Origin of the sequence: Gordonia terrae (assembly GCF_051789125.1) — a bacterium.
Lineage (GTDB): Bacteria > Actinomycetota > Actinomycetes > Mycobacteriales > Mycobacteriaceae > Gordonia > Gordonia terrae_A.
In genome coordinates this window covers 148,653-160,764 of sequence record NZ_CP196526.1, presented here as the reverse complement: position 1 = coordinate 160,764, position 12,112 = coordinate 148,653, and the positions used below count along the sequence as shown (strand labels likewise).

The following is a 12,112-nucleotide window of genomic DNA, read 5'->3' as shown; positions in this document are numbered from 1 at the left end:
CCCGGCTGCGCGTCAGATCACCACGTGACCGGCAACGACACCGGACGGTGCACCAGTACCCCGGTCTCGAACTCGACCTCGGTGGGATCGACGGCGAGCCGGAGTCCGGGGAACTCCGACGTCAGTCGGCCGAGCACCTCCACGATCTCCATCCGCGCCAGTGCCGCACCCATGCAGTGGTGCATGCCGTACCCGAACTGGAGGTGCCGGCGCCCCGAGCGCCGCACGTCCACCGTCCACGGATCCGGGTAGACCGCAGCATCCCGATTCGCCTCGTGCGCATCGGCATACACCACGTCACCCGGGTACAGCACGCCGTGCTCGAGCGTCACCTCAGTGGTCGTCACCCGCGGGAAGGTCGAGATCCGGCCGAGCGGCAGCAGCCGCAGCAGTTCCTCGACTGCGGCCGGTATCTCGTCTGGATTGTCGACCAGGTGGTTCCACAGCTCCGGGCGGGCCAGCGCGACGTAGGCGATCTTGGTGACCACCGACAGAATGTTCTGATCACCACCGACCAGCGATCCGAGCAGGATGGCCGCGTACTCGCCGTCGGTGACCGGCGGCGAGACCGTGTCACGGGCGGCGAGAAGGTCGCTGATCAGCCCGGGCTCGACCGGCCGGCGTCCGGCGACCAGGTCGCCGATGTAGGTGTAGAGGGTCCAGAAGTCCTCCAGCAGCTGCGGTACGTCGGTGTCGTGGGCGAGCTGCATCTCCCGCGAGAGGTGGCGGAAGTAGGAGATGTCGGAGGTCGGGATGCCGAGGTAGTCGACGTTGACGCCGATGGTGAGCGGATCCAGCAGCGTGCCCACCAGGTCGGCCCCTCCCGCCGCGTACTGCGTCCGCAGGTCGGCAACCGCGGCGTCGAGCACTCGTTGGACACTCGGGATACGGCGGGCGATGGTGGCAGCGCTGTACGCCGATGACACGAAACCCTTCAACCGACCGTGATCGGGATGATCGAGGTTCAGCAACATCTCGGTCGGCATGATCGTCGGCAGGAAGGTAGGGCCGTCGTCGACGTTGGTCTCCGCCCGCGCGAAGGTGAGATCGGTGAGGACCTTGTGAACGTCCGCGTAGGACGTCAGGTGCGCGGCCGCGTGCCCGCTCGGCAGACGAATCTGCTCGAGTCCGCCCGCCGTCCGTTCGGCGATGGCGGTGTACATCTGCGGTGGTGAGATGTTCGGGATCTCACGTAGGTCGAACCGGACGGATGTGTCTGTGGCGCTGGTCATCTCAGATCTCCTTGTTCGGCGGGACGGTCGGTGGTAGCGGTCTCGGCGGTGCGGCTCTTCCGGCTGCGCACCACCACGATGGCGATGGTGACCACGACGAGCAGCGCGATCAGCACACCGACGGTGGTGACGAAGGCCGAGCGATAGACGTCCGGATGCCCGAACTGGCCGGCGGCGGTGTCGTCGGCTGCCGCCCCGGTGAGATGCGCGCCGACCACGGTGGAGAGGACCAGTGCATAGCCGGCGACGAACACCGCCTCGCTACCGATCCGGAAGAAGTTCAGCAGGCCCGCCGCGGTCCCCGACCGCTGCGCCGGCACGACGGAGAGGGCGTGACCGTCGACCAGTCCGATCGGGAGGCCGAAGCCGAAGCCCAGCAGGATCATCGGGACGATGACCCAGGCGATCGAGCGTCCCTCGGTGAGCAGCAGGACACCCGCGTTGCCCAGCAGGAGGGCACCGAGGCTGAGATAGACGACCACCCCGACGGTGAGCGCGCGGACACGGGTGATCAACTGCGCCACCGCAAGCGGTGCCACCAGGACCGGAATCGTCATCGCCAGCATCACCAGACCAGAGGTGCCCGCGGACAGATCCTTGATACCGCTGAACGCCGACGGCAGGTAGGTCAGCAGCGTCACGAACCCGATGGAACCGGCGACGGGAACCAGGCACATGGCGAGGAACTCCCGGTTGCGGAGCAGCGACACGTCCAGGATCGGCGCCTTGTCCCCGACGACCGCACGCGCGGCCGGGAGCACCCGGGATCCGACGGCGGCCGCCGCCAGGATCACCGCGTGCACGATGAACACCCCGCGCCAGCCCGCGAACGACACGAGCGCACCCGAGATGGTCGGTCCGAGAGCGAGCCCCAGGCCGTTCACCGTGCCGAAGATGGCGAACGCATGCGTGCGTCGGTCGCCCTCGAAGGCATTGGACAGCATCGAACTCGACCCCGTCAGGATCGCGGCGGCGCCGATGCCGGCGACCACCCGGGCGGCGTCGAGGACCAGGAGTGTGGGGGCAGCGGCACTGAGGACACTGCCGACGGTCACGAGAACCGCTCCCGCGGCGAATGTGGTGCGGTGGCCGATCCGGTCGCTCAGCGCGCCCCACACGAGGGTCGCGAGCGCGAAGGCGACGTTGAACCCGTTGACGACCCATTGCAGTGCAGTGGGATTCGATCCCAGATCACGTGAGATCAACGGTAGTGCGATCGCGGTGCCCGCGATCGCCGTCGGGGTGACGAACTGCGCCGCGAGGACGATCGGCAGCGTCCATCTGCTGGGCGCCTCGGACTGCCGTTCGGTCGATGTGCCGGTGGCTGATGCGGTCTCGTCGGTCGTGGCCGACATGGGATCTCCCTTCGTTCGGTCATATGGATCGATCGGTCGGAGTACGACTAGCGACATCGTAGCTACGATGTTATTAGTAGGTACCATCGCTGTCGTACGGGTGCAACAGGAGGACTCATCGAGATGGCCAGTTCCAGGAGTCGGACCGACGTCGTGATCGTCGGGGGTGGGCCGGTCGGGATGCTGCTGGCCGCCGAACTCGCACAGCAGGGCACCGCGGTGACCGTGTTCGAGACACGGACCGAGGTCGACGAGCGGCCGCGGGCCGGTACGGTGCACGCGCGCTCGATCTCGCATCTCACGCGGCGCGGGTATCTGCCGTCTGTGCGCGCCGACGACATCGTCCGGAACGCAGGCATGACGCGACGCACCCCGTTCCAGTTCGCCGCCCAGCCGGTGCTCTCGATCACCGCACCGGCGGTCGAGGCCGCGCCGATCGCCGGCATCCCGCAGGCCCGCCTCGAGGCCGCGTTCGAGCACAGGGCCCGAATCAGCGGCGCACGAATCCTGCGTGGCCACACCGTGACCGCCATCCGACACGGGGACGCGTCGGTGACGGTCGACGCCGTGGCCGAGCAGGCCGGCGACACGGTCACGATCGACGCGAACTGGGTGGTCGGCGCCGACGGCGCGCGTGGGCCGGTCGCCGCGGCCGGCGACTTCCCCACCCGCACCTACCCCGCCACGATGAGCGCGATCGCCGGGCTGGCGATCGCCCCGGGGCCCGACGCACCACCGCCCGGATGGCACCCGACCCCGTCCGGGTGGACACTGCACAACCCCAATCCCGGCGGGCCCGCCCGGATCATCGCGATGGACTTCTCGGGACCCGCGACCATCCGGGACGTCCCCGGGACCGATGACTATGTCGATCGCCTTGGTGCCGTTCTCGGCAGAACTGTTGATCTGCAGAAGATCTCGCACCTGACCCGGTTCAGCGACCACGGTCGGCTCCGGACCCGGATGCGGGACGGCCGGCTTCTGCTCGTCGGTGATGCCGCCCATGTGCACTACCCGCTCGGCGGACAGGGACTCAACACCGGGATGCAGGACGCCTTCACCCTCGGGTGGCGTCTCGCCCGGGTGAGCAGCGGTGCCGCCGACGACTCGATGCTCGACGACTGGTCGCGTTCGCGGGTCGGGGTGGCCGAGGCGGTCGTCGCCAACACCGTCTTGCAGTCGCGGATGATGGACCCGGCGAAGACCGACCTCCGCGATGCGGTGGTGACCATGCTGGCCGTGCCGGCGATCCACGACGCGGTCGCGGACCTCATCAGCGGACAGTTCCAAGCCGGGTTCCAGCACGACCTCGTGGTGACCGAGGACGACGGCACGATCCACACGCTGGCCGAACTGCTCTCCGCGGGGCGGTATGTGGCGGTCCGGCCGGACGCGAGTGCCCCGGTACCGGGAGCGGGCCGAGCGGTACCCGGGCGGGTGGTGGTCACCGGCAAGGTGACCCCAGAGCAGCCCTGGGTGAGTGCGCTGATCCGACCCGACGGTTACCTCGAGGCCGTCGGGTAGGTTCACGCCACCAGGCGTGCCGCGACCGCCGCTCGGACGTCCCGGACAGCCTGGGCCGCGTCCACGAAGCGGATCGCGGTCCAGCCGGCTTCCCGTGCGGCCGCACAGTTCTCCTCGAGGTCGTCGAGGAGGATGCAGTCGGCGGGGTCGACGTCGTTGCGGCGGGCAGCGAGATCGAAGATCTCCGGATCCGGTTTGCGGACACCGACCTTGCAGGAGTCGACGAGGTCGGTGACCACATCGTCGAGCCCGACCATCGGCCGCCAGTACGCCTCCCACTCGACGACGTTGTTGCTGAGGATCCCGACTCGCAGACCCTCGCCGGCGAGTTCGATCGCGAGATCGCGCACCGGCTCGTTGACGACGTGCCCGGTGAACCACTGTCTGCCGAAGTCGGGTTCGCTGCGGGACAGGTCGAGGTCCGGGTCCTCGGCCCGTAACGCCCGATGCAACCGGGCGACCCAGTCGCGTTCGTCGAGCAGCGCCAACTCGATGGGCGCCAGCGGGGGTAGCCCGTATTCCTGCCCCACGACCCCGATCGCACGCTTCAACGCGTCCGACGGGATGCCGGTGTTCTGCTCGTAGAGACCGAACAGGTCGTCGAGCGCCGGCGAGAGGACCCCGCCGAAGTCGAACCACACGAACGGTCCCCGACGGCCGGCCGTCTCCGTGTTTCTCGATGCTGCGGTCACTGGACCATCGTCCAGACGTCGACCGGGAGGAGTTTGAGATGCACCCAGCCGGTGGCGATCACGTCGCTGTCCTGGGTCAGTTCGATGTCGGCGAGCGCACCGCGACCGTCGTCGTCGGCTTCCACGGTGGACCGTGCGACGGTGTCGCGTTCGAACTCGCCGAACTTCGTGAACTCGATGCGCAACCGATGCATCACCATGCGGCTGGTGTCCAGGCCGAGCGTTGCGTTGGCCGCTGCCATCGCGACCTGGCGGGCGGCCTCGAACTGCAGCATGCCGGGCACGTGGTCCAGCGCATGATCGAACAACGACGGGTGGTTGGTGTCGATGATGGTGAGGGCGTTGAGTTGTGGGCCGGCCAGTTCGGGATTGGCGAGGATCGCGTTGCGCGGGTTGTGGCGACCGACCGAGTTCGGGCGCATCCGCGCGACGTGACTCACCGGCGGGATGGTGTGCTCCGGCGGGAGGCCCAGGCTCTCACGTCCGCGTTTGCGGATCTTCTTCCACGCCGCCGACGGCATCCACTGGTAGGTCATCGCCTCGCGGGCGGCGACCCGTCCCTCGATGGAGGCGACCATCTCCAGTGTGAGACCGATGATCTGGCCTTCACGCAGCTTCTCGTGGACCACGTGCGCTTCGATCACGCAGTGTCCGGGGCAGGCACCGATCCGGAGGGTCTCCTCGTCGAGGATCTCGAAGTCGGCGGCCCCGAAGATGAACTTCTCGGATCGGTCGGCCCCCACGAAGGTGTGGGCGTAGTAGATCGCCACCTGGCGGAACACCTCGATCAGCAGGAGCGGGTCGTAGGTGGTCGCGGTGCCTCGGTGATCGCTGAAGTACGAGTGGTTGCGCGGTAGTTGCGCTGCGAAGGTCGCCCCGTCCGGTGTCTGTTGGGCGTCGGTCAGGAAGACCTCGGCGATGGATTCGCGATGGACGATGCCGCGCGGGATGTTGCGGTCGAACGACAGTTCTTCGAGTGTGATGGACACGTCGTGCCTTTCTGTTGTCGGACTGCTGATTTCGGACGTCGTACTCGTGGTGGATCTGCTAGCCGGTGCGGACGGCGATGTCGTACGCCCAGCCGTTCACCGAGTTGCGGGGTGGATCGAACAGTGAGGTGAGCCCGTGGACCTCGGACGTCGCGGCGACGCTGTTGCGATCCGTGTAGAGCGGGATCGCGACGGCGTTGTCGAGGATGTATCCGGTGACTCTGTCGAACAACTCCTTTCGCGTGTTCTGATCGGTCGCCCGGGTGGCATCGAGCAGCCAGCGGTCGACCTGCGGATCGGCGAGCTTGGAGCCGCCGACGATGGAACCGAGGGTGATCCCGTCGATCTGGCCATAGGTCAGATCGGGTTTGGTGGAGCCGAAGGCCCGGTTCAACTGCAGCGACAGGTCGAGACCGCCGACCTGCCGGGGGAACGCCTGATAGTCGTTCTGCGCAAGGAGGTCATAGACCTGGGCGTTCTCGACGTACTTGAGTTCGACGTCCACGCCCAGGTTCTGGCGGAGTTCGGCTTGCCACGCCTTGAGGACATCGTCCTGCGGATAGGTCGGCGTCGTCGCGACGAGCCGGATCGTCAGCCGCTGCCCGGCGTCGTTGCTGCGGATGCCCCCGTCCTGGCCCGAGGTCCGCCATCCGGCTTCGTCGAGCAGCTTCTTGGCGAGGGGCAGATCGGCCGGTGCCGCGTCGTCGTACTTGGCGTCGAAGTACTTGCTGTCCGGGGAGATCAGGCTCCACGCACGCTCCTGACTACCCTTCGTGACCGACTCGACGAGCGCCTCGAGGTCGACGCCACGACTGATCGCCCGCCGCACCCGCACGTCCCGGGTCGCACCGTCGGTGACGTTGAGCATGATGACGGTCGTCGATGCGGCGGAACCGGTCTGGGCGTACTGGAAGCCGGACACGTCCTCGAACAGCGGGATGTCGGTGGCCTTCACCGTCCCGATCGCGTCGACCTCACCGCTGCGCAGCAGGCCGGCGCGCGTCGAGGCCTCCGGGACGTACTTGACCACGACGTCGTCGACGTGAGCCGGTCCCGTGTGACGCGCGGTCGCCGGACCCCATTGGTAGGCGGGGTTCTTCCGGAAGTGGATCTCCTGGCCCTGTACGACCCGGTTCAGGATGAACGGCCCCGAGCCGATCATGTCCGCTCCGCTGGTCAGCGTGGCCTTGTCACCGCGCAGAGTGCTCGGCGCGACGATCGCGCCGCTCAGCCCGGCCAGGGTGGACAGCAGGTCGGCCCGCGGCTGGGAGAGGGTGAGTCGCACCGTGGCGGGATCGACGACCACGACGTCGGACACGCTCGAGTACTGGAGGAGACCGTTGGTCGTCCACGACGGATAGTTCGGGTCGCGCAGGGCGTCGAGATTCGCCTTGACGGCTGCGGCGTCGAGCTTCTCGCCGTTGGAGAAGGTGACTCCGTCGCGGAGGCGGAACTCGTAGGTTCGTCCGTCCGGGGAGATCGTCCACGACGACGCCAGCCAGGGGTGGAAGTTCTCGTCGGCATCCTCGGAGATGAGGCTGTCGTAGGTGTTGCGCAGCACCTGCGAGGCGTCGAACGCCGATCCGTAGTGCGGATTCAGGCCGCGTTCGGGGTACTTGTCTAGGGCGATGGTGAAGGTGCCGCCCGGTGCGGGCTCGCCCGACGGCGCCCCGCCGCCACTGCCGGGTTCGGGGTCGGCCGCGCAAGCGCCGACCACCAGCAGGCCGACGACCGTCGCAAAGGTGACGATGACGCGGCGGAGTCTGTTGTGTGTGAGGGTATTTCGTGTCTGTCTGCTACGCACGGTCGGAACTCTTTCGGGCAGGGGCCGGATCGGCCGGGTCGGTGCGGTCGGCGGCCGACCGCAGGGTGGGGATGGCGTCGAGAAGTGCTCGGGTGTGGGGGGAGGACGGTGACGCGAACACGTCGCGGGCAGGCCCTTGCTCGACGACGCGGCCGCGGTGCAGCACGAGCAGGCTGTGACACAGCTGCCGCACGACGGCGAGGTCGTGGGAGATGAAGACCAGGGCCAGGTCGCCGGTCTCGGCCAGTTCCCGCAGGAGGTCGAGGATCTGCGCCTGAACCGAGATGTCCAGTGCCGAGACCGGTTCGTCGCACACGATCAGTCGTGGCCGGGCACCCACCGCGCGGGCGATGTTGACCCGCTGGCGTTGCCCGCCGGACAGCTCGCGCGGATGGCGTCCGGCCACGTCCGCGGGCAGGTGAACCGCGTCGAGCAGCCTTCGGACCTCGGCGGCACGGGATGCGGAGCCGGACCGCCCGGACGGGAGGCCGGCGGCGCCGAGCGCCTCGGCGATGACCTCGCCGACCAGGTACCGCGGATCGAATGACGCCACCGAATCCTGTGCCACCAGACCGATCTGGCCGACATGAGCCGCTGCGGGGTGCGGCGCACCGAGGAATCGGAGTTCTCCGGCGTCCGGACGGGTGAGACCGGTGAGCATCGACGCGATGGTCGACTTCCCGGACCCGGACTCGCCGACGATGCCGAGGACCTCCCCGGACCGGACGTCGAACGAGACATCCCCGACCGCCGTCACCGGCCGTCCGAGGACGCGGTAGGACTTGGTGAGCCCGGCCGCGGACACCACCGGGGTGCGATCGTCGGCCACGACCGGCGGTCTCGCCGAACCCCGCGGCACCGCATCGATCAGGGCTCGTGTGTATCGATCACGCGGATCGTCGATGACCTGGCGGACGGGTCCCGATTCGACGATGCGCCCCTCACGCATGACGAGCACCCGATCGGCGACCGCCGACACCACGGCGAGATCGTGGCTGACGAGGATCACTGCGCGACCCGCCCGCGCCTGCGCCACGATCAGGTCGAGGACCTGTGCCTGGACGGTCACGTCGAGCGCGGTGGTGGGCTCGTCGGCGATCACGAGGTCGGGGTCGCCGGCGAGGGCGGCGGCGATCAGCGCACGCTGGCGCTGCCCGCCCGACAGCTGGAAGGACCGCTGCCTGCGCCTGACCTCCGGGTCGTCGAGACCGACCGACCGGAGGAGATCGTCGACGCGGGCCGCGCGTTCGCGCCGGGACACCCTGGGACCGCCGGTCAGACCCTCGGCGACCTCACGCCCGATGGTCCGCAAAGGGTCCAGCGCGGTCAGCGCGTCCTGCAGGATGAGGCCGACACCCGCGCCGCGCAGGCGTCGCCAATCCTTTTCGCCATGACCGGACACGTCCTCGCCGAGGATCTCGAAGCGGTCGGCGCGGACGTGTGCCGTGTCGCCGGCCAGACCGACGAGACTCCGTGTGGTGACCGACTTCCCGGAACCGGACTCACCGACGATGGCGAGGACCTCACCGCGGTGGATCTCGAGATCCACCCCGGTCACCACCTCGGGTCCGGAACCGAATGCGATGCGCAGGTTGGTGACCCGGACGAGCGCGTCGGTGACGACACCCTCGTGGGCCTCGGGGCGGGCCACGGTGAGCGTCATCGCGCGACCCTCCGCTCGAACCGGCGCTGTGCCGCGCGGCCGAGCACCGTCGTCGCGATGACGGTCGCGGTGACGGCCACACCGGGGAACAGCACCGACCACCACGCGATCCGGAGATCATCACGAGCCTCGGCCAGCAGTGCTCCCCACTCCGGCGTCGGGGGCTGGGGTCCGAAGCCGAGGAAGCTCAGCGCCGCCGCGCCCAGGATCGAGGTACCGAGTCCCAGGGTGACGAGGACGGGCAGTGTGCCGATCGCGTTGGGCAGCGTGTGCCGCAGTACGATTCGCCACCGAGATGGGGTGAGGAGACCGGCCTGGGCGACAAAGGCCGAACGGTGGACGAGCGAGGTCTCGGCGCGCATCACGCGTGCATAGCGCGGTGCCGAGGCGATCCCGATGGCGACGATCAGGTTCGCTGTCCCCGACCCGGTCAGCGTGATCAGGACCAAGGCCAGCAGGATCTCCGGGAAGGCGCCGAGCAGGTCGAAGAACCGGGAGAGCACGGTGTCGACGACGCGGTTGCCGAGACCGGCGACCAATCCGGCGGGCACGCCGATGGCCACGGCGAGCAGCGTCGCGGCGACACCGATGAAGAGCGAGAGTCGCGCGCCGTGGACCACACGGGTCCAGACGTCGCGGCCGAGTTGATCGGTGCCGAACGGGTGGGTGAGCGACGGAGCCTGGTGAGAGATCGCCAGATCCGTGTGCAGGGGGTCGCCCGCCGCGAACACCGAGGGGACGGCAACCGCGAGGGCCAGCGCGACGAGAAAGCCTCCGGCCGCCCACGTCCCGGCCGTGCCCGGCAGGGTCAGCGCGGGCCACCGTCGTTGCGACAGCGACAGACTCGTCATCGGACACCCTCCTTCAGGCGGGGGTCGATCAACACGTAGGTGAGGTCGATGAGGATGGTGACCGTCAGATAGATCACCGCGGTCAGCAGGGCGACGCCGAGGACGACCGGGAGGTCGGAGTAGGTGACCGCCTCGACGGTGACGGTGCCGAGTCCGGTACGCCCGAACACCTCCTCGACGACGACGGTGCCGGTCAGGAGTCCGCTGACGGCCCAACCCGCCAAGGTGGCGGCAGGCAGCAGCGAGTGCCGCAGTCCATGGGTCAGGCGCAGACGGGTCGCGGAGATCCCGCGAGCGCGGGCCGTCACCGCGAACGGTTGCTCCAGCGCGCGTTCCACGCCGCCCCGCATGACCTGCGACAGCACGGCCGCGATGGGGAGTGCCAGGGTCAGCGCGGGCAGGATCAGGCGCTGGAGTTCGGTGCCCGAGGTGACCGGCAGTACGCGCAGGGTGAATGCGAACACCCAGATGAGGATGAGGCCGACCCAGAACGCCGGTGCCGACGCGACGGCGAGCTCCACGCCGCTGACCGTGCGCGAGAACCAGTTTCGCCGACCCGCGGTCAGCACTGCGAGTGTCGGGGCGATGAGCACGACGAACAGGAGGGCGAGGCCGGCGAGCTGTGCGGTCGCCGCGAGCTGTTCGCCGAACAGGACGTCGGTGACGGCCTCGCCGCGGACGTAGGAGTAGCCGAGGTCGCCGTGCAGCACGTCGCCGAGGTAATCGAGGTACTGCACAGCCAGGGGTCGGTCGAGACCCCATTCCTGCTCGACCTGAGCCCGGAGGTCGGGGTTGCTCGATTCGCCCATCACCGCGGTGACCGGATCACCGGGCGCGAGGTGAATGGCGAGGAAGGCGAGAGTGGCCGCGGCCCAAATGGTTACGAGCGCGGACACTGCGATCGCGAGCACCCGCCGTGGGGCCGAGCGTCGTCCCGGTGCAGTGATCGGCACCGTTGCGGCGCCGGCCGAGCCGGTCGGGGCCGTAAGGGTGGGCGTGTCGGTGACGAGCCTGCCCGCCGCGGTGTCGGCATCGGAGAGGCCCCGGGTGGCGGTCATCGCTCGATAGGGGTGCCCACGATGCTCCCCCACTCGGTCCACGATCCGTCGTACACACGCACACGGGGATCGGAGAGGATGTCGGTCACCACCAGCCACCCGAGCGCGGCACGATGCGAGAGTCGGCAGTAGAACACGAGTTCCGTGGCGTCGGCGGCGTCGAGGCCGGCGATCCGGCGGCGTAGTGCGTCGGCGGGCAGCACCCGGCCGGCGGGGTCGAGCAGTTCGTTCACGTGCAACGGACGTGCACCGGGGATGTGACCGTGCCGCTGCGCCCCGTGATCGATCGGCTCGGTGTCCGGCGCGACCCGCTCGCCCGCGTACTCCTCGGGAGTGCGCAGGTCGACGATCACGGACTCGGAGTCGATCGCCCGCCGTACCCCGTCCCGGTCGATCACCGCGGACGACAACGGCGTCACCAGCGGGAGCGCCGACGCGGGCGTTCGCCGCTCGACGGTCGGGGAGGTGCCCGTCGGTGACCCGTGTCCGAGTTCCCACGCGGGAAGGCCCCCGTCGAGGTAGCGCAGCTCACCGCCGACGCCGACGACGCGCGCCACCCAGATTGCGTAGGCCGCGAATTGCGCTGGGCGCCCTGCGAAGACCACGATCCGGTCCTCGCCCGCACCCAGCACTCGCAGCCGCTCCGCGAGGTCCGCGGGGTCGGCGAACCGACGGCTGGTCTCGTGCCACAGGAGGCGCTTCCAGAACACGGAACGCGCGCCGGGGATGACCCCCGGGCCGTCGACATGTTCTGGATCGTCGGTGACCTCGATGACGACGACGTCCGGGTCCGACAGACGTCGCGCGAGCCAGTCGACGCCGACGAAGGCGGAGGCCTCCGGGTCGGGCGACTCCGAGGCGACAGCGCTCGGATCGACGGTGTTCACAGCGTTGGTCACAGGACCTCCTTCCTCCGTTCGGGGCCCGGGAAGTCGGGCAGTTGA

10 protein-coding genes are annotated in these 12,112 nt (G+C 69.1%); 1 reads left to right on the top strand and 9 read right to left on the bottom strand.

Going from position 1 to position 12,112, the window contains the following annotated elements:
• Positions 1–17 precede the first annotated feature (17 nt).
• Both ACSUZC_RS00730 and ACSUZC_RS00725 read right to left on the bottom strand, forming a co-directional pair.
• Entirely contained in the window at positions 18–1,232 is a 1,215-nt protein-coding gene (locus ACSUZC_RS00730; protein ID WP_439031043.1) for a cytochrome P450, read from the bottom strand.
• Entirely contained in the window at positions 1,229–2,587 is a 1,359-nt protein-coding gene (locus ACSUZC_RS00725) for an MFS transporter (RefSeq protein ID WP_439031042.1), read from the bottom strand. The genes ACSUZC_RS00730 and ACSUZC_RS00725 overlap by 4 nt, the downstream gene beginning before the upstream one ends.
• A gap of 123 nt (positions 2,588–2,710) precedes the next feature.
• Here ACSUZC_RS00725 and ACSUZC_RS00720 point away from each other — a divergent pair, with 123 nt between their 5' ends.
• Positions 2,711–4,111, top strand: a complete 1,401-nt coding sequence (locus ACSUZC_RS00720) for an FAD-dependent monooxygenase (RefSeq protein ID WP_439031041.1) — start codon at positions 2,711–2,713, stop codon at positions 4,109–4,111.
• Between the two features lie 2 nt (positions 4,112–4,113).
• Here ACSUZC_RS00720 and ACSUZC_RS00715 read toward each other — a convergent pair whose 3' ends face one another.
• Genes ACSUZC_RS00715 through ACSUZC_RS00685 form a run of 7 tightly spaced genes read right to left on the bottom strand, consistent with a single transcriptional unit; the run spans position 4,114 to position 12,067 of the window.
• A complete protein-coding gene (locus ACSUZC_RS00715) occupies positions 4,114–4,803 on the bottom strand; it encodes an HAD family hydrolase (protein ID WP_439031040.1) in 690 nt (229 codons plus the stop codon).
• A complete protein-coding gene (locus ACSUZC_RS00710; protein ID WP_055477064.1) occupies positions 4,800–5,792 on the bottom strand; it encodes an AfsA-related hotdog domain-containing protein in 993 nt (330 codons plus the stop codon). The genes ACSUZC_RS00715 and ACSUZC_RS00710 overlap by 4 nt, the downstream gene beginning before the upstream one ends.
• Before the next feature lie 58 nt (positions 5,793–5,850).
• Positions 5,851–7,596, bottom strand: a complete 1,746-nt coding sequence (locus ACSUZC_RS00705) for an ABC transporter substrate-binding protein (protein ID WP_439031039.1) — start codon at positions 7,594–7,596, stop codon at positions 5,851–5,853.
• Entirely contained in the window at positions 7,589–9,259 is a 1,671-nt protein-coding gene (locus ACSUZC_RS00700) for an ATP-binding cassette domain-containing protein (protein ID WP_388061902.1), read from the bottom strand. Before ACSUZC_RS00700 ends, ACSUZC_RS00705 begins: the two co-directional genes overlap by 8 nt.
• Positions 9,256–10,110 (bottom strand): ABC transporter permease, encoded by an 855-nt coding sequence (locus ACSUZC_RS00695; protein WP_388061904.1) that lies wholly within the window; start codon positions 10,108–10,110, stop codon positions 9,256–9,258. The genes ACSUZC_RS00700 and ACSUZC_RS00695 overlap by 4 nt, the downstream gene beginning before the upstream one ends.
• Positions 10,107–11,168, bottom strand: a complete 1,062-nt coding sequence (locus ACSUZC_RS00690; protein WP_439031038.1) for an ABC transporter permease — start codon at positions 11,166–11,168, stop codon at positions 10,107–10,109. Before ACSUZC_RS00690 ends, ACSUZC_RS00695 begins: the two co-directional genes overlap by 4 nt.
• Positions 11,165–12,067 carry a sulfurtransferase gene (locus ACSUZC_RS00685; protein WP_439031037.1) on the bottom strand — a complete coding sequence of 301 codons (903 nt, stop codon included), beginning with the start codon at positions 12,065–12,067 and terminating at the stop codon, positions 11,165–11,167. The genes ACSUZC_RS00690 and ACSUZC_RS00685 overlap by 4 nt, the downstream gene beginning before the upstream one ends.
• Positions 12,068–12,112: the final 45 nt, after the last annotated feature.

Bases quoted from the DNA above. Each gene is read 5' to 3' on its own strand.
- ACSUZC_RS00700 (WP_388061902.1), bottom strand. From the start codon at position 9,259: ATGACGCTCACCGTGGCCCGCCCCGAGGCCCACGAGGGTGTCGTCACC.
- ACSUZC_RS00730 (WP_439031043.1), bottom strand. From the start codon at position 1,232: ATGACCAGCGCCACAGACACATCCGTCCGGTTCGACCTACGTGAGATC.
- ACSUZC_RS00695 (WP_388061904.1), bottom strand. From the start codon at position 10,110: ATGACGAGTCTGTCGCTGTCGCAACGACGGTGGCCCGCGCTGACCCTG.
- ACSUZC_RS00720 (WP_439031041.1), top strand. From the start codon at position 2,711: ATGGCCAGTTCCAGGAGTCGGACCGACGTCGTGATCGTCGGGGGTGGG.
- ACSUZC_RS00690 (WP_439031038.1), bottom strand. From the start codon at position 11,168: ATGACCGCCACCCGGGGCCTCTCCGATGCCGACACCGCGGCGGGCAGG.
- ACSUZC_RS00725 (WP_439031042.1), bottom strand. From the start codon at position 2,587: ATGTCGGCCACGACCGACGAGACCGCATCAGCCACCGGCACATCGACC.